Source organism: Dactylosporangium sp. NPDC005572 (assembly GCF_040605515.1).
In the GTDB taxonomy this organism is placed as follows: Bacteria; Actinomycetota; Actinomycetes; order Mycobacteriales; family Micromonosporaceae; genus Dactylosporangium.
Map to the genome: position 1 here is coordinate 19,172 of NZ_JBEXCY010000073.1, position 19,222 is coordinate 38,393.

Sequence of the window (19,222 nt, forward strand, 5' to 3'; positions counted from 1 at the left end):
CCCACTCAGTTAAAGGTCTGAACCTTTAATCTACTCGCAGCCGGGTCTCGAAGCCAATGCGATCTCCGCGATACAGCGAGCGCACCCACTCGATCGGCACGCCGGCACTGTCGAGCGAGCGTCGCTGCATGAGCAGCAGCGGTACCGCCGGGTTGGTGCCGAGCAGCAGCGCGTCGCGCGGGGTGGCCAGGACGGTCTCGATCCGCTCGGTGGCCTCGGCGTGCCGGACCCCGTACCGCGCGGCCAGGTGGGCATAGAGCGACGTCGTCGGGTCGAAGCCGTCGAGCAGGTCCGGGAAGCGCGCGACCGGCAGGTACGTGCTCTCCACGCCCAGCGGCTCGGCGTCGGCGAGCAGCACCCGCTCCAGGTGCCAGGCGCGCCCCTCCCCCAGCTCGGGCGGGGCCGGCACCTGCTCGGCGGTCACCACCCGCCGGCCCGGCCGGTGACCCGCCTCGCGCAGCGCCTCGGTGTAGCTCACCAGCGCGAGCGGCTGCACGATCTTCGGCGCGGCGACGAACGTGCCCTGCCCCCGGTGCGCCCGCAGCCGCCCCTCCACGGTCAGCTCCGAGATCGCCTGGCGCAGCGTCGAGCGGGACACGCCGAACCGCGCGGCCAGGTCCCGCTCGGCGGGCAGCAGCGCGCCCACCCCCAGTTCCGAGAGGAGGTTCAGCAGCTGCGCCTTCACGGCGTAGTACTTCGGAATCCGCCCGTGCGAGGGCACCCCGCCGTCCACTGCGCTGGTCATCCCGCTGTTCTATCGCACGGCCTCCTGCCATGGACGGCCGTCCAGCTCCGCCGTCAGCTCGAAGTGGTACAGCGCGGTCGCCGCCACGTCGACCTGACCCGTCCCCGACGGCCGCCCACCGGCCGCGATGCCCGGCCCGGCCGCGACGATCCAGGTGCCGCGCTCGTCCTCGCGGCAGCCGCCGTGCCCGCCGTCGGGGACCCGGTGGCCGTGGTCGGTCGTGACGATCACCAGCCACTCCCCCGGCCCCCGGGCGGCCAGCACCTCGCCCAGCCGGCGGTCCTGCTCCTCGGCGGCGGCCCGGTAGGCCGCGCCCGTCCCGACGGTGTGGGCGACGTCGTCGGTGCTGCCCAGGTACACGAAGGCGGCGTCGACGTCCCGCAGCCGCCCGCACGCGTCGGCCGTCACGCTCGCGTCCGCGCTCCCGTAGCCGTCGGCCTCGCCGTCGAAGGTGACCCGCACGCCCACGGCCGGGCCGAACGTGCCCTGCCGGTGCAGCTCGGCCCAGCCGACCGCCGAATACGTGCGGTACCGTGGCGACATCCGCGTCAGGAAGTCGGGAAACTCGGCGTAGCGCGCGCCCGCGAACCCGTTGTCGCGCACCCCGTGCCGGCCCGGCCACACGCCCGTCGCGATCGTCGACCAGCCCGGACCGCTCGACGACTCGGCGACCGGCGGGCACGGCACCAGGCTGTGACCGACCGCACCCTCGGCGACCAGACCCTTGAGCAGCGGCATGTCGGCCGCCTCGACGACGGGCCAGTTCAGGCCGTCCATGCCGACCACGAGCAGCTTGCGCACGGCCGACAGCAAAACCCCACTGGATGAACGCCGCGTGACGCTACAGTGTGCCGCGTGAAGACCCCGATGGGCGGCGGCGTGGCCCCCGGCTTCGAATCCGTGGCGGACACCTTCCGGGAGCTGCTCGACAGCGGCGCGGAGACGGGCGCCTCCTGCGCCGCCTACGTGCGCGGCGTGCTCGTGGTCGACCTGTGGGGCGGCTGGGCCGACGCCGCCCGGACCCGCCCGTGGGAGCCGGACACGCTGGTCACGGTCTTCTCGGCGAGCAAGCCCGTAACCGCCCTGGCGGTGCTGGCGCGGGTCGCCGACGGCCGGATCGAGCTGGACGCCCCGATCGTGCGCTACTGGCCGCAGTTCCCGCACCCCGGCGCGACGGTCCGCCACGCCCTGTCGCACCAGGCGGGGCTGCCCGCCGTCGCTGCTTCGCTCACGGCGGCCGAGGCCCTGGACTGGCCCCGGTTCACCGCCGCGATCGCCGCCTCGCCGCTGGAGTGGGAGCCCGGGACGGCGGTGGGCGAGCACGCGCTGACCTACGGCAACATCCTGGGCGCCATCCTCCGGGGCGCGACGGGCGAGACGATCGGCTCGGTGGTGGCCTCCTTCGGGGTGGACTTCCATTTCGGGCTGTCGCCGGCGGACATCGTGCGGTGCGCCGAGGTCGAGCACGGCTCGCCCGACTGGCCGTCGGCGTCGATCCACGGCCACGGCGACCTGTGGGCGCGCGCACTGGGCAACCCGCCCGACCTGCTGTCGACGTCGGTGCTGAACGGCGCCGCGTGGCGCGAGGGCGAACTACCCGCGGTGAACGGCCACACGACGGCCCGCGGCCTGGCCTCCCTCTACGAGCGGCTCTCCTCGCTGCTCCCGGCGGACCTGCTGACCGAGGCGCTGTCGACCCAGGTCAACGGCTACGACCGGCTGCTCCAGGAGGACGCGGAGTGGACGCTGGGCTGGCGCCGCGACGAGTCGTGGGTGGGCATGGGCGGCATCGGCGGCTCCTCCGCGGGCGGCACGTTCGCGGGCGACCCGCGCACCGACTACCGGCTGGCCTACGTGACCCGGCACCTGGCCGACCACGACCGGGGCAACGCGATGTACGACGCCCTGGAGGCCTGCCTCGCCTCGTCCTCGCCTTCCTCGTCGTCCTCAGAGGTGTAAGCCGTCCAGGATGCGGTCGAGGCCCCAGGTGAACTGGCCGGTGCCGACATACGCCGACATCGTGGCCGCGGTGCGGGCCGTGCGGGGGTAGACGTCGGCGGGGACGGCGTCGAAGGCCTTGCGTCGGGCGAGCATGCGCTCCTCCTCCGGTGGGGCCGCGGCGGTCGGGTCGAGCTCGACGGCCTCCAGGGCGACGAAGCCCAGCAGGTACACGATGATGAGGTAGCAGGCGCGGGCCGCCTCGTCGTCCTCCAGGCCGCCGTCGGCGAGGGCGTCGAGGAGGCGCTCGCCGAGCAGGAGGGCCTGCGCGCCGTCCATGGGGGCGCCGAGCACCAGGCCGGCGGCGCCCGGGTGGCTGATCAGCCCGTCGCGCAGGCCGGCGGCGAGCCGGTGGATGCGCCGGCGCACCGGGACGGCCGGGTCGGCGAGCGCGTCGAGGTCGGCGTGGGTGCCGATGAGCCGGTCGACCACCGCGCGTAACAGCGCCGCCTTGTCCGGGAAGTACGTGTAGAGCGCGTTCGGCGCGACGCCGAGCGCGGTGGCGATGCCGCGTAACGACATCCCGTCGGGCCCGCGGTCGTCGAGCAGGTCGAGCGCCGCGTCGACGATCGCGGCGTCGGACAGGTCACCGCGCGGTCCGGGTCGTGCCACAGGTCCTCCTCGCTCCGGGGCTTGACAAAGCAACTGTACACCGTCCAATCTGAACACTGTCCAGACTGAACACCGTACAGATTGGAGCTCATCATGATCGGCTATCTGCTCATCGGGGCGGCCGTGGTCGCCAACGTCGCGTTCACCGGCCTGGGATCCGTGTTCGGCTACCCCGACGTGCTCCAGGACCCGCCGGCCGAGGTCCTCGCCCGCTTCCACGCCGACGCGTGGGTGATCGGCGGCCTGTTCCTGCTGCTGGCGCTCGGCGCCGGCCTCCTGGCCCCGGTCGCGATCGGCCTCGGCACCTCCCGCGCGGCCGTGCGGGTCGGCGTCGCCGCCGCCGCGGTCCAGGTCGCGGGCCTGCTGCGCTGGCCGCTGATCGTCCCGTTCGTCGACGACCCGGAGACCTTCCGCACCCTCAACCTGGTGCTCGGCCAGCTGATCGGCGAGAGCGCCGGCTATGCGCTGACGGCCGCCTGGACCGTGCTGGTCGCCCTGGGCCTGCACCGCGCGGGCCGCCTCGACCGCTGGTCGGCCGGCGCCGGCATCGTCACCGCGGCGATGATCGCCACCGGCCTGCTGGTGCCGTTCGACGTGCCGGGCGCCGACCTGGCGAACTTCGTGGGGTATGTCGGCTGGAGCCTGTGGCTGGTCGCCCTGGGCATCCGCCTGATCGTCCGCCGCCGTCAGATCCCGCCGGTGACCCGGACGGTGGTGCCGGTGGCGTAGGAGGCCGCGTCGCTCAGCAGCCAGGCGATGGCCTCGGCGATCTCGTCCGGGGTCCCGAGGCGCCCCATCGGGATACGGCCGACCACGTGCTCGGCACGGTCGGGGTCGCCGCTGCTCAGGTGGATGTCGGTGTCGATGAAGCCCGGGGCGACACCGTTGACCCGGATGCCCTCCGCGGCGAGCTCCTTGGCCAGCCCGATCGTGAGGACATCGAGGGCGGCCTTGCTGGCGGCGTAGTGGATGTAGTCGTGCGGGCTGCCCAGGGTCGCGGAGCCGGAGGAGACGTTGACGATCGCACCGCCGTCGGTGAGCACGCGGGCCGCCTGCCGCGCACACAGGAAGGCACCGACCACGTTGACGTCCATGACCCGCCGCAGGTCCTCGGCGCGCAGGTCGGCCAGCCGCCCGAGCGGCGAGATGACCCCGGCGTTGTTGACCAGCCCGGTGACCGGGCCGAGCTCGGCGGCGGCGGCGTCGAAGAGCCGGACGACGTCGTCCTCGACTGCGGTGTCGGCCTGGACGGCAACGGCCCGCCCACCACCATCGCGGATGGCCGCCGCGATGTCCTCCGCGGCCGCCGCGGCCCGCTGATACCCGACCGCAACCCGATGCCCGTCCCGAGCCAGCCGCAGGCAGGCGGCAGCCCCGATCCCCCGACTCCCGCCGGTGACGATGGTGACCTTGTCCATGGCCGCCACGCTACTGCGGCGCCCGCCAACCGACACCAGCCCCATGCCCGGCCGCCGACCCCACACGCCGCGCCCGCGCCCCACGCCCCACACCGCCCACGCACCGCAGCCCTCCGCACGCCGCGCGCACACCGCGGCTCCCCACATCGCCTGCGCACCGTCAGCCGCCGCCCACGCACCGCAGCCCCCGCTCACCGCCCGTGCACCGCGGCTCCGCACGCCAGGCGCGCGCCGCCAGTTGCCGCCCACACCGCAGTCCGCGCACCGTCAGCCGCCGCCCACGCACCGCAGCCCCCGCTCACCGCGGCTCCGCACACCGCCCGCGCGCCGCCGCCCCCGCACACCGCCAACGCACCGCGGCTCCGCACGCCAGCCGCGCACCGGCAGCCGCCGGCCCGAGCACCGCCGCCAGACACGCCGCCCCGCCACCCGCGCCCGCGCGCCGATCGCGGGCCGTCCGGTGCCCCTTCCCCGGCGGCGGCTGTGGGATCTGTCAGGCGAGGGTGTCGCGGTCGTGTGGGAGGTGCCAGCCGGACAGGTCCGGGCCGACCGGGACTATGCCTGACGGGTTGATGTCGCGGTGGACCACGTAGTAGTGGCGCTTGATGTGGTCGAAGTTCACCGTGTCGCCGAAGCCCGGGGTTTGGAACAGGTCCCTGGCGTACGCCCACAGGATCGGCATCTCGGTCAGCTTGCGGGCGTTGCACTTGAAGTGGCCGTGGTACACCGCGTCGAAGCGGACCAGCGTGGTGAACAGGCGGATGTCGGCCTCCGTGATCCGGGCGCCCACCAGGTAGCGCTGGGTGGACAGGCGGTCCGACAGCCAGTCCAGGCGGGCGAACAGGCGGGCGTACGCCGCCTCGTAGGCCGCCTGGCTGCCCGCGAAGCCGCAGCGGTAGACGCCGTTGTTCACGTCGCGGTACACGACCTCGTTCACCGCGTCGATCTCCTCCCGGAGGTCCGGCGGGTAGAGCTGTGGTGCGCCCTCGCGGTGGTAGCTGGTCCACTCCGTCGACAGGTCGAGGGTGATCTGCGCGTAGTCGTTCGTGACCACCTGGCCCGTCGGCACGTCCACGATCGCGGGGACCGTGATGCCGCGCTCGTAGCCGGGGTAGCGGGCGAAGTACGCGTCCTGGAGGCGTTCGATGCCCAGGACCGGGTCGCGGCCGCCCGGGTCCAGTTCGAACGTCCAGCTCCGCGCGTCGTGGGTCGGGCCGCAGACGCCCATCGACAGCACGTCGGAGAGGCCCAGCAGGCCGCGGACGATGAGCGCGCGGCTCGCCCACGGGCAGGCCCGCGACACCACCAGGCGGTACCGCCCGGGCTCGACCGGATAGCCGTCGCGCCCGTCGGCGGTGATCCGCGTGGTGATGTACCGCGAGTCGCGCTTGTATTCGCCCGCTGACCGATAGGCACCCATGTGCCCATCGTGCCCCGGAACGGTCAGGCCGACACCAGCTGGGGGTAGAGCGCCTCCGGCGCCGCCGACAGGCCCTGCTTGACCCGGCGGCTGATGTCGTCCGCCAGGACCTCGAAGGCGCCGGCCTCGACCCCGTCGTACGCCTGCCGCACGACGTCGGCCGCGGCCACCTTCGGGCCCTCGATGTCCGCCGCCATGTCGGTGTCGACGTAGCCGACGTGCAGCCCGGTGACGCCCACTCCCTGCGGTGCGAGCTCCAGCCGGAACCCGTTGGTGGCCTGCCACAGCGCGGCCTTGTTGGCGCTGTACGAGGTACCCTGGCTGATCCACGACAGCACCGAGTGCACGTCGAGGACATGCCCGCCGCCGTTGGCGACGATGATCGGCGCGAACGCGCGGGTGACGGCGAGCGGACCGAAGAAGTTGGTCTCGAACTCCTGGCGCACGTCGTCGAGACTGCCGGTCAGCAGGCTCGCCCGCATCGAGATGCCGGCGTTGTTGACCAGGAACGTCACGTCACCCGCCTGCGCGGCGGCGCGGGCGATCGAGTCGGGGTCGGTCACGTCGAGCGCCAGCGGCACGGCGCCGGGGGTGGTGACGCTGCCCGGGTCGCGCGCCCCGGCGTACACCTTGCGGGCCCCGCGCTGCACCGCCGCCTCCACGAAGGCCTTGCCGAGCCCCCGGTTGCCGCCCGTCACCAGTACCACCGAGTCCTGAATCCTCATCGCGAACCCTCCCTGTCGGCGGAAACCGATCGGTTTCCAGTGACACCGACTGTAAACCGATCAGTTTCCGATCGTCCAGTGTCGCGCTAGTCTCATGACGTGGCTTCTCCGCGCGAACGGCTCCTCTCTACCGCCGCCGAGCTCTTTTACTCCGAGGGCATCGGGGCGGTCGGCGTCGAGAAGCTGTGCCAGACCGCCGGCGTGTCGAAGCGCACGATGTACCAGCTGTTCGAGACGAAGTCGGACCTGGTCGCCGAGGCGCTGCGCACCAACGGCCCGCGGACCGTCGAAGGCTACTTCCCGCCGGACGACGCCGGCCTCACCCCGCGCGAGCGGATCCTGCACGTGTTCGCGCGGCTGGAGGAGGACGCCGGCCACCCCGGCTTCCACGGCTGCCCGTTCGTGAACACGAGCGTCGAGCTCCATGACCCGAGCCACCGCGCCAGCACCGTGGCCCTGCACTTCAAGCGTCTGCTCGAGTCGTACTTCGAGCGCCTCGCGCGGCAGCTCGACGCCCCCGACCCGGCAATCCTGGCGGCCCAGCTGACGGTGGTCTTCGACGGCTGCGCGGTGCGCGCCGTGATGCGGGCCGCGCCGCTGGACGGCCTGGCCGTGCGCACCGCCACGGCCCTGCTCGACGCCGCCATTACCGCAGAGGTCATCGACACCATGCCCGCGGCCCGGTGACGATCGGGGCATGACCGCATACGCACTCGCGCACCTGCACACGCCGACCATGCACGACGACGTGCTCACCTACCTGGAGCGGATCGGGGCGACCCTCGCGCCGTTCGGCGGGGCGTTCATCGTCCACGGGCCGCAGGTCGAGGTCCGCGAGGGCGAGTGGCCCGGGACCGTCGTGATCATCGCGTTCCCCGACCTGGACGCGGCGCGGGCGTGGTACGACTCGCCGGCGTACCAGGAGATCCTGCACCTGCGCACCGACCACATCGCCGGGTCGGCGATCCTCTTCGACGGCGTGCGCGAGGGCCACGACGCGGCGAAGATGGCGGCCGCCATCCGCGCGGAACACTGACGCCTCAGGTTGTTTCGTCGTCGATGAGGCCGTAGGGCGGCTGGTCGGGGCGGCGGGTGAACCGGACGATGACGTCGGCCGCGGCGGCCGGTGGCGGGGCGTTGTCGGCCACGACGATCTGGGCGCCGACGCCGCGGCCGGCGAGCCAGTCCTCCAGGTGGCGGTAGATGCGCTCGATCGTCTGGCGGTCGGCGAGGTCGCCGGCGACCTCGCCGAGATTCTTCTGCGGGCTGTCCAGCAGGAGGAACCCCGGGTGCGACGAGCGGGACTCCCAGGCGATCTCGAAGAGGGCGAGCTGCCAGGCGAGCGCGATCAGCGTGCGGCCGCCGGAGGACGCGGCGGTGTAGGGCTCGCCGCGCATGTACGGCGTCAGGTCCTCGGCCAGGTAGGCGTCGGCGAGCTTGGGGTACTTCCAGGCCTCGAGGATCTCGCGGTACCGCTGACCGACGCGACGGACCACCGCGGACCGGGAGGCGCGGCGGGCCTGTCCTCCGGCCGCGGCGAGCTCCTCGCGGTGCGCGGAGACCTGGTCCATCTGCTGGAGGATGCCGGTGGCGCGCCGCTCCAGGCTCTGCACCAGGCGCAGTCCGCTGACCGCGCGCTGCAGTGTCGCGGCGGCCTCCTCGCGGCGGCGGGCGAGGGCGTCGCGCTGGGCGAGGTACGGCGTGACGGCGTGGGCCGTCATCGCGTCGACCTCGGCCACGGCGCGGGCCTCGGCCTCCTGCGCCCGCTCGGCCTCGGCCCGCAGGCCGGGCAGCTCGGCCTCCAGCTCCTCCAGGTACCGGGTCAGCTCGCCGAGGCGGGTGCGGGCCGAGCGCAGCTCGCCGGAGACGTCGACGGCGCCGCCGCCGGTGATCGGCAGCCGGCAGGCCGGGCAGTGCGACTCGCCGCCCGCGAGCGGGGCCAGGCACGACGGGCAGGCGGTCACCCGCATCGGCTCGAAGAGCCGCTCAGCCTCGGCGAGCATGGTCCACTTGCTGACGTCGTCGGCGTACGTGCCGCGCAGGGTCGTCATGCGCTGCAGCTGCGTCTCGCGGTCGCGCAGCGTCGACGCGGCGGCGCGGGCCTCCGCGGCGGCGGCGTGGTGCCGCTCGCGCAGCTCCCCGGCGAAGCGGGTGTCGGCCCGGGCCCGGGTGTCGAGCGCCGCGAGGGCCTGGGCACACTCGGCGAGCTCGTCCTTGGCGCCGTGGTGCAGGGCCTCGAGGTCGGCCCGGCTGCCGACGCGCTGCTCGTCGACGAGCTGCTCGGCCGCGCGGTACGCGGTGCGGGCCGCGCCCAGCTCGGCCTCCAGGGTGCGGATGCGCCGGCCGAGCTCCACCGAGTGGTCGTCGTGCACGTCGAAGACGACGTCGACGACCTGGCGCAGCTTGAGGTGCTTCATCGGCACGCTCTCGAACAGCAGGTCCTTGTCGTCGAGGCGCTCGTTGGGCAGGAAGCACAGCCACATGAGGTCGCGGAAGCTCAGCGGGTCCTCGGTCTCCTGGGAGAGCCGCACGCCCTGGAGCTTGCAGTGCGACAGCAGCATGCTCGACAGGCTCTCCGGGCTGCCGGCGGGCCGTAACGGGCGGCGCACCGGCGGGGTGGCGCCCGGCTCGTCGAGGCGGCCGGCGCGCACGTAGGCGAACATCGACGGCTCGCCGACGGTGCGCTCGATGAGGTACGGCGAGCCGGACAGCTCGACCTCCAGCGTCGCCGCCTTCACCTTCGGCATGATCTCCGGGTGGCGGGGGTGATCGCTCGCGCCGAGGCAGTAGTCGACGAACTCCAGGATCGTGGTCTTGCCGGTGCTGAACGCGCCGGCGAGCACCGACAGCGGGCGGGGCGAGTCGTCGGATGCGCGGAAGTCGACGTCGTAGGTCCGGTCGCCACCGTGGAGGCGCAGCCGCCTGAGCCGGATGCCGTGTGCCCGCAAACCGATCATGTCAGATCCTTCAGGGCTGGAAGGAGCCACTGTCGCAGGCCCTCACGAAGCTTACGTCCGCTCACCCGCCGAAGGCGACGGATGACGACGCGCGCCGCTGTGATGTATGACTGAGCATACATCGCCGTGAATTCGGCAGCCATGGTCGCGCCCTCCGGAGTGAGGTGGTAGGTCACCCGGCCGGTGGCCGCCGCCCGCACCAGGCCGCGGGCGACGAGCTCGGTGAGGTCGCGGGCCAGGTGCTGCTGGGCGGTGACCCAGCGCTGGGCCGGGCTGGCGTAGGCGGCCGCCCGGTCGTCGAACCCGGCGAGGCGCAGCGCGGTGCGGTCGGGGTCGGTGTCGGCCCGGGCCAGCAGCAGCGGGTGGGCGGCCAGGAAGTCGTAGACGCCGAGCCGCTCGGCGTCGACCGGCTCGGCGGCCGTGGCCAGCAGCAGGAGCAGCCGGGCCTGCCGGAAGACCGAGACGTCATCGGGGTTCACTCGCCACCTCCCGCCAGTGCCGGACCCAGCCGGCCCGCCGGTCCTCCACCACCCGGTGCATGAGGCCGCAGCGGTGCACCGGCCCGGCCCGCAGCCGCTCCGGGAACGCGCCGGACTCGCGGATCTCCGTCATCACCCCGGCGTGCAGGCCCGGCAGGCGCGGGTCGGTGTTGAGCAGCGCGTTGAACCGCGCCTCCCAGATGCCGTGGACCACGCCGTCGGCCTCGTGCAGAGCCGCGACCTCCTCGGGCAGGCGCTTGTCGAGGATCTCGCGGGCCATCAGCTCGGCGTTGAAGTACTCGCGCTTGGCCGCGCCGAACTCGGCGTGCCCGGCCGCCCGCAGCTGCCGCACGAACAGCGCGTCGTCGAGGCTCGTGACGTCCTCGTCGGACAGCTGCCGCAGCGGGACCCGCTGGGTCTGGGACGGCACGTACGGGTCGTAGAAGTGCCGGCGCACGTGCGCGCAGTCGGGCTTGACCAGCAGGTTGCGCAGCACGTTCTCGTGCCACAGCTCGATGGCGACCCCGGTCTCGCGCTGCCGGCGGGCCCGCCAGTTGTCCCACCACTGGGCGGTGGGCGCGTCCATGCTCGCCGGGACGCAGAGGATCCACTGGCTGAGCCGGTAGCCGTTGCGCGCGGCGGCGGCGACCGCGGAGTCGAACGACTCCCGGATCTGGCCGTGGTGGCTCTTCGTGACGGTCGGCCAGAAGTACTTCGACTGCCACACGACGACGAGGCCGGACAGCTCGCCGAGCAGGATGTCGATGCCCCAGTCGCCGGGGTTGGCGGTGATCGCGCGGGCGCCGGGGTACACCGCCGCGAGCAGCATCGCCAGCATCTGCTCGAAGTCGTCCCGCGCACCGGCGATGTTGCCGGTGCGCAGCTGGTGTGCGGCAAAGTTGATCGGAGGCTCGCCGGAGGCGAGACTCGTCGCCGCCGTGGTCGCCGTCATTCGACCAAGATTGTCACGCGTCGAGATTGATCCGCTACTCTGTGCCCGATGTTCGGGCGGTTTTCACCGTTTGTTGGTCGCTCAACCGGGTGAGTTCGATGTCGGCGTAGATGGCCGCGTGGTCCGAGCCCGCATGCACGGGCTTCGTCATCGTGTCATAGATGGGCCACAGTACGCCGCGCCGGCCGCCCCACACGCCCTTGCGCAGGATGCCGCCGCCGGTCGCGGCCGCGAACAGCCGCGGCGACAGCAGCACGTAGTCGAGCTTGTTGCGGGCGGTGCAGGAGCCGTACGTGCCGGGCCGCCCGCCGTCCTCGAACGCCGGGTGCGTCGAGATGTCCCGCAGGTCGGTGTCGCGCAGCAGCGGCGCGAGCGGCTCGCTCTCCGGGGTGTCGTTGAGGTCGCCGACCACGGCGACCAGCGGGGTGCGCTGCTGCCGGTAGATCTCGGCGACCCGGGCGGCCTGCCGCCTCCGGGTGGCGTCGGAGGCGGCCTTGCCGCCGTAGCCCTTGCTCTTGAGGTGGTTCACGAGCACCACGAGGTCTTCGCCGGCCGGGGTGCTGAAGTGGTACTCCGGGCAATCCCGGCTGAACACCCGCCCCCGCTCGTCGACGTCGTCGACGTGGGTGCGCTGGCCGGTCAGCGGGAAGTCCACGGTGGACATGACGCCGACGTCGATGCCCCGTTCGTCGTTGCCGTCGACGACCATGATGTGCTCGTACAGGCCGCGTAGCCCGCCCTCGGCGAAGCGCCGCAGCGCGAGGCGGCTCTCCGCCTCGATGACCGCGAGGATGTCGGCCCGCGTGTCGAGGATGACCCGGGCGGTGTTCACCAACGACAGCTCCTCGACCCGGTCCGTGGTGAGCTCGACCCAGCCGATCCAGTCGTCGCGCCCGCCGGCGACCACCTCGACCCGGCCGTCGCGGCGGCGCACGACGAGGCGCCCGCGGTTCTGCCGCAGCCGCGCGAACTTCGCCGTGTCGCCGTTACGCAGCCCGAGCCGGGCCAGCTCGCGCAGGATGTCGTGCTGGATCTCCGGCGTGTACACCGGCTCTTCGAGCAGGTCACCGATCCGCTGGAACGCCTCGAGCACCGGCCGGCCGAGGGCCCACGTCCGCTGGTCGAAGATCTTCGCCCGGTTGAAGAGGTTCTCGACGTTGTAGCTCGCGATGCGCATCGGCTACGAGAGTAGGGTGCCGACGTTACCTGCGGGTGGCACCGTCCCCCGGATGGCTGCCGAGTTCATCATCATCTTCTTCGTTCTCGTCGGGCTGTTCGCCGTCGTGGACATTCCCGGCGGCCCGATCCCCGTGCTGCTCGTGCTGACGGTCGTCGTCGCGTTCTACTTCCGCCGGACGTCCGGCTTCGACCGGCGCAACCTGTGGCGGGCCTCGGCGCTGCGCCCGGCACTGCCGTCGATCCTCGGGCTGTGGGCCGTGGCCGCCGTCGTCGCCGTGGCGGCGGTCTGGGCGTTCGACCGTGAGCACCTCTTCGACCTGCCCCGGCACAACCCCGGCCTCTGGGTGCTGATCGTGATCGCCTATCCGGTGGTTTCGGTGTACCCGCAGGAGCTGCTGTTCCGCGCCTTCCTGCTGCACCGGTACGCGCCGCTGTTCAGATCCCCCACCGTCGGGGCAGGCGCGAGCGCGGTCGCGTTCGGCTTCGCGCACATCCTCTTCGGCAACGTCCTCGCCGTCGCCCTCACCCTCGTCGGGGGCTGGCTGTTCGCCCGGCGCTACCAGCAGACCCGGTCGCTGTTCGTGGTCTGCGTCGAGCACGCGCTCTACGGCCTGCTCATCTTCACCGTGGGGCTAGGGCGGTATTTCTACCACGGCACGCAATTCGGGTCGTAATGTCGGCCTCATGGACATCGGCATCGGCCTTCCGACCACGCTGGACATCGCCGGCCCGGACCTCGTCGCCTGGGCGCGCCGGGCCGAGGAGCGCAGCTTCTCCTCCCTCGGGACGATCGACCGCATCGTCTACCCGAACTACGACAGCCTCACGGCGCTGGCCGCCGCGGCGGCCGCCACGACCCGCATCCGCCTGTTCACCGACATTCTGCTGACTCCGCTGTACCTCCCGGTGCACCTGGCGAAGGTGACGGCGAGCGTGGACGCGCTGTCCGGCGGCCGGCTCACCCTGGGCCTGGGCGTGGGCGGCCGGCCGGATGACTTCGCGGCGGTGGACCGCCCGTTCAAGCGCCGCGGGGTGCTCATGGACGAGACGCTCGAGCTGCTGCACCGCGCCTGGGCCGGCGAGCCGGTCGCGGGCGGCTCGTTCGCGGTCGGCCCGCGCCCGCTGCACGGCCGCGTGCCGATCCTGATGGGCGGCTCGGGCGAGCGCGCGCTCGCCCGCACGGTCCGGTGGGCGGACGGCTGGACGATGGGCGGCGGCGGCCCCGAGGCGGCGGCCCAGGCGGTGCCGCGGATCCAGCAGGCGTGGCGCGAGGGCGGCCGCGACGGCGAGCCCCGCCTGGCCGCCCTGTGCTACTACGGCTTCGCCGACGCCGCTGCCTCCGCGGCGGCGCTGCGCCGCTACTACGGCTTCCTAGGCGAGTACGCCGACCGCGTCGCCGACAGCGTCATCACCAGCCCGTCCGCCGCGGCCGCGACGGTGCGCGCCTACGCTGACGCCGGCATCACCGAGCTGGTGTTCTTCCCGACGATCCCGCAACTGTCCGAGGTGGACGCCCTGGCCGACGCGGTCCTGCAGTAGTCCTCAGCGCTGCTGGTGGCTCGGGTTGAGGTGACGCGAGAGGGTGTCGAGCGCGGCGAGCACCTCGGGCAGCGCGGAGGTGTCGGGCAGCGCGTCCGCGATGGCATCGTCGACGGGCGTGTCGGTGATGACGAGCAGCGCGCCGGCGGCCTTAGGGTTAACTTTGACGCGGGTCCGCCGCCGGTCACCGGGGTCAGCGTCGCTCACGACGTCCCCCGACTCGATGAGCCGGGCGATGGAGGCCGAGACGTGGCTCTGCGGAAACCCGGTGCGGCCGGTAATCTCGCTGATGGAGCTGTCGGGATGCTGAGCGATGTCCACGAGCACGGACCGCACGCTGGCCGGCAACGAGGGCCCACCAGCCATCGGCAAGGCGGACCCACCGATCTTCATCAGCGTCCGCCCCAGGACAAGCAACTCCAACCCATTCACGCCGCCACGATACAACAGTTCTGATACATCACCCCTGATACATCAAAACCGATGCACCGCCGGCCCCAGACCACACGGCGGACGGCACAGGCAACGCCCGCCCAGCAGACAGCCGGACCGGCGGGTTGGCGGGCCGGCGGGCCGGCGGGTTGGCGGCCGGCGGGTTGGGGGGGCCACACAACGCCGACAGCACCCCACACGGCCGGGCAGGCATCAGCCACGCGACAGGCAGGCGGAAGGTGAGCCGCACGACGCCCGCAGCACGCCGCACGGCGAGCAGGCGGCAGCCGCACCGCACGCAGGCGGCCGGCAGGCCGGGCGACCCCGACAACGCACCGCACGACCGGCAGGCAGGCCAGCGGGCCGCGCGACGCCGACAGCACGCCGCGCGGGCGGGCACGCGGGCACGCGGGCACGTTGACCGCTCGGCGGCGACGGCGCGCCGCACGCCGTCACCCCGGGGGATCGTCCGTGCCCCGCGGCGCGAGGTAGCGCGGCCCGTTCCATGATCATGGGAACAATCTGGCTGCCAGGACAGCCATATGCTTCCCATGATCATGAGCCGAGCCCAACCACGGCGGGTGGAGTGTGCTTACCGTGCCGTCCCGGCGTGGGTGCATCACGTCTGATACATCACGTCTGATACATCACTTCTGATGCATCAGGCTTGATGTATCAGAAGTGATGTATTAGCGTCGGCGGCATGTACAGCTCAATCGCAGGAAGCGGCGAGCGGATGCTCGTCATCGTTCAAGGGGGCGACGGCGACGCCGACGGGGCCAGTGGGCTTGTCGAGGCGGTCGTTGCCCGCGGCGGGTTCCGGGTGCTCACGTACGACCGGCGCGGGCTCTCGCGCAGCCCCGTCGGCGACGGGCCCGTCACCATCGAGACGCACACCGACGACCTCGCGCTGCTGCTCGCCAAGCAGGCCAGCGGGCCCGTCGACGTCCTCGGCATCAGCATCGGCGCGCTCATCGCGCTCGACCTCGCCGCGCGCTACCCCGGGCTCGTCCAGACCGTCGTGGCGCACGAGCCGCCGCTCAGCCAGGTGCTCGACGACCCGGCCGAGTTCGTCGCGCGGCAGCAGGCGGTCGAGGAGGCGTTCGGGAGCGAGGGGGTACCGGCGGCGATGCGGCAGTTCCTCGCCATGACCAGGTTCGACCCCGCCGACCGCGAGGACGACGTCGTGCTGCCGGCGCCGCGGCCCGAGCGGGCCGCCAACCTCGCCTTCTTCCTCACGCACGACGCGCCGGCCGCGCGACGGTTCCGCCTGTACCTCGAGCCGCTCCTGCACGAGCCGCCGCAGGTCGTGCCCGCCGCCGGCGAGCGCTCAGGCGGCGCGCTCCACGCGGCGCCCGTCGAGGCGCTCGCGCGGCGGCTGGGTAAGGAGGTGGTCCGGTTCCCCGGCGGGCATTCGGGCCACGTCCTGCGGCCGAAGGCCTTCGCGGATCAGCTGATGACGGTGCTCACCACTGCGCCCACGGCACGTTCCAGTCCCCCAGGCCGTCCGTGAGCGTCAGGTTCTTCGGCGTGTTGCGCACCTCGACGACGTCGCCGACGTCGAAGGTGTCGTAGAACCACTGCGCGTTGGCCGGGCCGACGTTGACGCAGCCGTGCGACGTGTTGGCCTTGCCCTGGGACGGGATGTTCCAGTCCGCCATGTGAACGTACTCGCCGGACAGCGAGATCCGGCAGGCCAGCTTGATCTTCTCGACGTAGTAGTTCGGGTTGTTCTTGTCGGTGATCCCGAACGTCTCCGAGCTCATCGTGACCAGCGGCTCCTTGGTCATGAGCACGTGCACGCCGGAGCGGGTGTAGAAGTCGATCGTCTCGCCCTTGTTGCCGGTCGTGCTGCCGCCCTTGCCCATGCTGATCGGGATCCGGCGGACCATCTGGCCGTCGATGTAGCACTCCATCTGGTGCGTGTTCGAGTCGGCGATGGCGATCCGGGACGGGCCGATGGAGAAGTTCGCGGTGGAGTTGGCGTTGCCGAAGACGCCGCCGCCCAGGTCGACGCCGAGCAGCTTGACGCTGACCGTGACCTTCGTGCCGGGAGTCCAGTACTTCTCGGGCCGCCAGTGGGCGCTCTGGCTGCTGACCCAGTGCCACTTGCCCTCGACGGCCGGCTCGGCGGTCACGGTCATCGCCTGCTCGGCGGCGTCCTGGTTCTTCACGGCCTTGTTGAAGTACACGATGACGGGCTGCCCCACGCCATACGTGTTGCCGTTCTTGAGCGCGAGCATCGGGTTGGCCTGGAACGTGACCTGCGCGGTGCTCGCCGGCTTCAACGTGGTGAAGGTGCTGGTCTGGTTCACCGCGGCGCCGGCCGCGTCGGTGCCGGTGACGGTCACCGTGTACGTCTGGTTGTAGGCGAGGCTGCCGCTGGACGCCCACTGATGCTTGTCGTCGGCCAGCTTCCCGTCGAGCTGCTTGCCGCCGCCGGCGACCGTCACCGACTCCAGCGTGCCGTTCTCGATCGCGACCGTCACCGGCGCGCCTGGAGAGACGTCCGCGCTGTCGGCGGCGGGCGTCACCGTGACCTTCGCCGCGGCGGCGGGCTTGCCGGAGGACCAGGTGCTCGTCCCCTTCGCCCCGCTGTCGGAGCAGGCGGCGAGCACGGCGCCTGCCGCGGCCCCCACACCGGTGACCAGCACTTTACGCCGAGTGAACATGTGCAACCTTCCCTTCCCCCCGAGAAGACGAACCGCCGCGACCGGCGGGTTGCACGATCACGCCCGCGTCGCTGTGCCGCTCATCACCGACCTTTCGCCTGAGCCGTACCACTGGATCCGCGCACCCTGCGCGTCCCGCACCAACTCCAGGCGCCCGGCCGGCAGGCACCCGCCGACATCCGTCGACGTGACCCGGACCGTCGTCGTCCCGTCTCCCGTGACGACCTCGGCCACACCGTAGTCGCATCCGCGGCCATCGTCGACCGAGGCCGAGTTCCCGCCACGGATCGTGACCGTGACATCGCGCTCGGCGTAATCGCCGGTCAGATGCGCCCGCCACGCCTCGGACGAGCCGGGCCGCAGCACGGCCCACGCCCCGACGACCGCGGCGACCACCAGCAGGACGACCACCGGCACGACCAGCCCGACAAGAGGCCGCCGGGGCCGGGCAACGGGCTCCACCGCCGACGCGAGCGGGAACGCGGACGCAATCGTCGCGCGCGACCGGCGGTACGACTCCTGGGCCATGACCAACGAGCGCCGCAGGTCCTCGTCCGCCACCTCGGCGACCCGGCCCGGGCAGGCGAAGCCATAGACCATGACCAGTGGCCGGCCGTGCTCGTCGACGCCCGGGAGGTGGTGCGTGCGATAGACCAACGTCAGTTCCCCCACGGTACGCCGCGCCGGGCGGCCGGCCGTGTCGTCGCCGGGCGCGACCGAGCGCTGGACGAGCGCCCGCTGGGCCGGGTCCTGCAGCGGCGGCGGCACGAGCAGCAGCCGGTAGCCGCTGGTGGCCGTCCGGGCGACCGCGAACGGCCAGCCCTGCACCCTGGCGCTCACAGCCGCGACGCCGGGAGCTTGGCCTCGAAGACGTACATCGTCTTCTGGAAGTGCTCGACGACGACGGCACGAGCGTCGGCCACCGCCGCCAGCCGCCGCTGCGCCTCGGTGCGGAACGCGGCGACCTGCTCACCCTTGTCGCGGTACGGCTTGCTCAGCCACTCCATGGCGAACGTCACCAGCTCGGTGCTGAACGGCCGCCCGATCACCGCGCCGAGCGCCGCGCTCGCCGGCTTCGTGAGCACCTCGGCGACGGCGCCGCCCCACTCCCCCGGCGAGAGCCGCATGACCCGCCGCAGCTGGCTGTTCACGCTCGCGCCGGCGTCCCGGTCGAACGCCTGCTGGAACCGCTTCAGCAGGTCGGGCACGACGGCGGCGAGCGGCACCTCGACGTGCTGCGGCCGGAACCGCCCGTCCTGCCGCTTGTCGATCCGGCCGCTCTCGGGGTCGAACCGGGCGAAGTCCGGCCCGACGGCGCTCACGGGAATCAGCCGCACGATGTTGCGGACATCGACGAGGCCCTGCAGCTGCGGCAGCGCGAACAGCGCATGCCGCACGAGCTCCAGCCGCGCGTTGTCGTCGGCGTCGGCCGGCTCCCCGAAGCCGCGCACGATGTCCCACTTCGTCAGCACGAGGTAGATCGGGCTGCGGCCCGCGACCATCATGCCGATCATCGGCTGGATCGCGGCGACGAGGTAGGCCGTCCCGCCGGGATCGCCGACGAGGTACCGCAGAATCTGCCGCCCGTCGAGCATCCCGAGCACGGCGTCGGCCCGGTCCACTTCGGACTCCAGCTCGCGCAGCGCGGCCCCGTCGTCCCCCAGCGCCTCCTCCAGGACCTCGCCCGCGTAGTCGAGGTAGCGGACCCGCAGCACGGGCACCCATTCGTCCATCGCGCGGGCCATGCAGTCGAAGGTGTACTTGCGGGTCTGCGCCACGGCGGTCCCGGCCGGCCACGGCTGCCGGGCGTCGCTGACCTGCCGCAGCACGCCGCTGAGCCGGACCCGGTCGGCGGCCTCGGTCCGCAGGAAGTACGGCCGGTCGTCGATCGGCACGTGCAGCTCGTGGAACAGCCCGGCCAGGAACACGGTCTTCCCGGCCCCGCTGATCCCGAGCGCCACCACCTCGACCGTCGGCACCGGCACCTCCGGCGCCACCGGCTCCTTGCCGCCCCGCCGCCGCCGCACCGCGACCGCGACGATCGCCCCGGCCACCGCCAGTACGACGATGACGCCCACCAGGCCCGTCCCCATG

General features: G+C 72.7%; 21 protein-coding genes. 7 read left to right on the top strand and 14 right to left on the bottom strand.

Translation table 11 applies throughout. The features are described from left to right. Positions 1-25: 25 nt before the first annotated feature. Both ABZS66_RS30035 and ABZS66_RS30040 read right to left on the bottom strand, forming a co-directional pair. Positions 26-745 carry a GntR family transcriptional regulator gene (locus tag ABZS66_RS30035; RefSeq protein ID WP_354763450.1) on the bottom strand — a complete coding sequence of 240 codons (720 nt, stop codon included), beginning with the start codon at positions 743-745 and terminating at the stop codon, positions 26-28. A gap of 9 nt (positions 746-754) precedes the next feature. Beyond that, a complete protein-coding gene (locus ABZS66_RS30040; RefSeq protein ID WP_354763452.1) occupies positions 755-1,546 on the bottom strand; it encodes an alkaline phosphatase family protein in 792 nt (263 codons plus the stop codon). Between the two features lie 54 nt (positions 1,547-1,600). On the opposite strand from ABZS66_RS30040, the gene ABZS66_RS30045 reads away from it, so the two are divergent. Then, positions 1,601-2,704: a serine hydrolase domain-containing protein gene (locus tag ABZS66_RS30045; protein WP_354763454.1), complete on the top strand. Its 1,104-nt coding sequence runs from the start codon at positions 1,601-1,603 to the stop codon at positions 2,702-2,704. Here ABZS66_RS30045 and ABZS66_RS30050 read toward each other — a convergent pair. Next, positions 2,693-3,355 carry a TetR/AcrR family transcriptional regulator gene (locus ABZS66_RS30050; RefSeq protein WP_354763456.1) on the bottom strand — a complete coding sequence of 221 codons (663 nt, stop codon included), beginning with the start codon at positions 3,353-3,355 and terminating at the stop codon, positions 2,693-2,695. The genes ABZS66_RS30045 and ABZS66_RS30050 overlap by 12 nt on opposite strands. A gap of 93 nt (positions 3,356-3,448) precedes the next feature. Here ABZS66_RS30050 and ABZS66_RS30055 point away from each other — a divergent pair, with 93 nt between their 5' ends. After that, entirely contained in the window at positions 3,449-4,084 is a 636-nt protein-coding gene (locus ABZS66_RS30055) for a DUF4386 family protein (protein WP_354763458.1), read from the top strand. Here ABZS66_RS30055 and ABZS66_RS30060 read toward each other — a convergent pair. The 3 genes from ABZS66_RS30060 to ABZS66_RS30070 all read right to left on the bottom strand — a co-directional run bounded on the left by ABZS66_RS30060 (position 4,042) and on the right by ABZS66_RS30070 (position 6,918). Further along, positions 4,042-4,773, bottom strand: a complete 732-nt coding sequence (locus ABZS66_RS30060; protein ID WP_354763460.1) for an SDR family oxidoreductase — start codon at positions 4,771-4,773, stop codon at positions 4,042-4,044. The two genes, ABZS66_RS30055 and ABZS66_RS30060, sit on opposite strands and share 43 nt — an antisense overlap. A 493-nt stretch (positions 4,774-5,266) precedes the next feature. Beyond that, entirely contained in the window at positions 5,267-6,193 is a 927-nt protein-coding gene (locus ABZS66_RS30065) for a glutathione S-transferase C-terminal domain-containing protein (RefSeq protein ID WP_354763462.1), read from the bottom strand. A 23-nt stretch (positions 6,194-6,216) separates the two neighbouring features. Next, positions 6,217-6,918 carry an SDR family oxidoreductase gene (locus ABZS66_RS30070; RefSeq protein ID WP_354763464.1) on the bottom strand — a complete coding sequence of 234 codons (702 nt, stop codon included), beginning with the start codon at positions 6,916-6,918 and terminating at the stop codon, positions 6,217-6,219. Between the two features lie 99 nt (positions 6,919-7,017). On the opposite strand from ABZS66_RS30070, the gene ABZS66_RS30075 reads away from it, so the two are divergent. Then, positions 7,018-7,605, top strand: a complete 588-nt coding sequence (locus ABZS66_RS30075) for a TetR/AcrR family transcriptional regulator (protein ID WP_354763466.1) — start codon at positions 7,018-7,020, stop codon at positions 7,603-7,605. Positions 7,606-7,615: 10 nt separating this feature from the next. Then, entirely contained in the window at positions 7,616-7,954 is a 339-nt protein-coding gene (locus ABZS66_RS30080) for a DUF1330 domain-containing protein (RefSeq protein WP_354763468.1), read from the top strand. Positions 7,955-7,958: 4 nt separating this feature from the next. On the opposite strand, the gene ABZS66_RS30085 is transcribed toward ABZS66_RS30080, so the two are convergent. The 4 genes from ABZS66_RS30085 to ABZS66_RS30100 are packed head-to-tail and all read right to left on the bottom strand — an operon-like array spanning position 7,959 to position 12,483. After that, on the bottom strand, positions 7,959-9,875 hold the full coding sequence (locus ABZS66_RS30085) for a DNA recombination protein RecN (protein WP_354763470.1): 1,917 nt from the start codon (positions 9,873-9,875) through the stop codon (positions 7,959-7,961). Continuing rightward, positions 9,872-10,354 (bottom strand): hypothetical protein, encoded by a 483-nt coding sequence (locus tag ABZS66_RS30090; protein WP_354763472.1) that lies wholly within the window; start codon positions 10,352-10,354, stop codon positions 9,872-9,874. Before ABZS66_RS30090 ends, ABZS66_RS30085 begins: the two co-directional genes overlap by 4 nt. Next, positions 10,341-11,306: a hypothetical protein gene (locus tag ABZS66_RS30095; RefSeq protein WP_354763474.1), complete on the bottom strand. Its 966-nt coding sequence runs from the start codon at positions 11,304-11,306 to the stop codon at positions 10,341-10,343. Before ABZS66_RS30095 ends, ABZS66_RS30090 begins: the two co-directional genes overlap by 14 nt. Before the next feature lie 34 nt (positions 11,307-11,340). Further along, complete coding sequence (locus tag ABZS66_RS30100; RefSeq protein WP_354763476.1) at positions 11,341-12,483, bottom strand: endonuclease/exonuclease/phosphatase family protein; 1,143 nt, start codon at positions 12,481-12,483, stop codon at positions 11,341-11,343. A 52-nt stretch (positions 12,484-12,535) separates the two neighbouring features. On the opposite strand from ABZS66_RS30100, the gene ABZS66_RS30105 reads away from it, so the two are divergent. Further along, positions 12,536-13,159 carry a CPBP family intramembrane glutamic endopeptidase gene (locus ABZS66_RS30105; protein ID WP_354763478.1) on the top strand — a complete coding sequence of 208 codons (624 nt, stop codon included), beginning with the start codon at positions 12,536-12,538 and terminating at the stop codon, positions 13,157-13,159. Positions 13,160-13,169: 10 nt separating this feature from the next. Then, positions 13,170-14,024 (top strand): LLM class flavin-dependent oxidoreductase, encoded by an 855-nt coding sequence (locus tag ABZS66_RS30110; protein ID WP_354763480.1) that lies wholly within the window; start codon positions 13,170-13,172, stop codon positions 14,022-14,024. A gap of 3 nt (positions 14,025-14,027) precedes the next feature. Here ABZS66_RS30110 and ABZS66_RS30115 read toward each other — a convergent pair whose 3' ends face one another. Continuing rightward, a complete protein-coding gene (locus ABZS66_RS30115) occupies positions 14,028-14,351 on the bottom strand; it encodes a MarR family transcriptional regulator (RefSeq protein ID WP_354763482.1) in 324 nt (107 codons plus the stop codon). A gap of 808 nt (positions 14,352-15,159) precedes the next feature. Here ABZS66_RS30115 and ABZS66_RS30120 point away from each other — a divergent pair. Continuing rightward, positions 15,160-15,969 carry an alpha/beta hydrolase gene (locus tag ABZS66_RS30120; RefSeq protein ID WP_354763484.1) on the top strand — a complete coding sequence of 270 codons (810 nt, stop codon included), beginning with the start codon at positions 15,160-15,162 and terminating at the stop codon, positions 15,967-15,969. Here ABZS66_RS30120 and ABZS66_RS30125 read toward each other — a convergent pair. Genes ABZS66_RS30125 through ABZS66_RS30135 form a run of 3 tightly spaced genes read right to left on the bottom strand, consistent with a single transcriptional unit; the run spans position 15,923 to position 19,221 of the window. Continuing rightward, positions 15,923-17,128 (bottom strand): Ig-like domain-containing protein, encoded by a 1,206-nt coding sequence (locus ABZS66_RS30125; RefSeq protein ID WP_354763486.1) that lies wholly within the window; start codon positions 17,126-17,128, stop codon positions 15,923-15,925. The two genes, ABZS66_RS30120 and ABZS66_RS30125, sit on opposite strands and share 47 nt — an antisense overlap. Before the next feature lie 57 nt (positions 17,129-17,185). Then, positions 17,186-17,968, bottom strand: a complete 783-nt coding sequence (locus tag ABZS66_RS30130; protein ID WP_354763488.1) for a hypothetical protein — start codon at positions 17,966-17,968, stop codon at positions 17,186-17,188. Then, entirely contained in the window at positions 17,965-19,221 is a 1,257-nt protein-coding gene (locus tag ABZS66_RS30135) for a hypothetical protein (protein WP_354763490.1), read from the bottom strand. The genes ABZS66_RS30130 and ABZS66_RS30135 overlap by 4 nt, the downstream gene beginning before the upstream one ends. Position 19,222: the final 1 nt, after the last annotated feature.

Coding starts and splice junctions, on each gene's coding strand:
- ABZS66_RS30035 (WP_354763450.1), bottom strand. CDS start 745: ATGACCAGCGCAGTGGACGGCGGGGTGCCCTCGCACGGGCGGATTCCG.
- ABZS66_RS30070 (WP_354763464.1), bottom strand. CDS start 6,918: ATGAGGATTCAGGACTCGGTGGTACTGGTGACGGGCGGCAACCGGGGG.
- ABZS66_RS30100 (WP_354763476.1), bottom strand. CDS start 12,483: ATGCGCATCGCGAGCTACAACGTCGAGAACCTCTTCAACCGGGCGAAG.
- ABZS66_RS30110 (WP_354763480.1), top strand. CDS start 13,170: ATGGACATCGGCATCGGCCTTCCGACCACGCTGGACATCGCCGGCCCG.
- ABZS66_RS30105 (WP_354763478.1), top strand. CDS start 12,536: ATGGCTGCCGAGTTCATCATCATCTTCTTCGTTCTCGTCGGGCTGTTC.
- ABZS66_RS30055 (WP_354763458.1), top strand. CDS start 3,449: ATGATCGGCTATCTGCTCATCGGGGCGGCCGTGGTCGCCAACGTCGCG.
- ABZS66_RS30060 (WP_354763460.1), bottom strand. CDS start 4,773: ATGGACAAGGTCACCATCGTCACCGGCGGGAGTCGGGGGATCGGGGCT.
- ABZS66_RS30120 (WP_354763484.1), top strand. CDS start 15,160: ATGTACAGCTCAATCGCAGGAAGCGGCGAGCGGATGCTCGTCATCGTT.
- ABZS66_RS30065 (WP_354763462.1), bottom strand. CDS start 6,193: ATGGGTGCCTATCGGTCAGCGGGCGAATACAAGCGCGACTCGCGGTAC.
- ABZS66_RS30095 (WP_354763474.1), bottom strand. CDS start 11,306: ATGACGGCGACCACGGCGGCGACGAGTCTCGCCTCCGGCGAGCCTCCG.
- ABZS66_RS30085 (WP_354763470.1), bottom strand. CDS start 9,875: ATGATCGGTTTGCGGGCACACGGCATCCGGCTCAGGCGGCTGCGCCTC.
- ABZS66_RS30125 (WP_354763486.1), bottom strand. CDS start 17,128: ATGTTCACTCGGCGTAAAGTGCTGGTCACCGGTGTGGGGGCCGCGGCA.
- ABZS66_RS30135 (WP_354763490.1), bottom strand. CDS start 19,221: ATGGGGACGGGCCTGGTGGGCGTCATCGTCGTACTGGCGGTGGCCGGG.
- ABZS66_RS30080 (WP_354763468.1), top strand. CDS start 7,616: ATGACCGCATACGCACTCGCGCACCTGCACACGCCGACCATGCACGAC.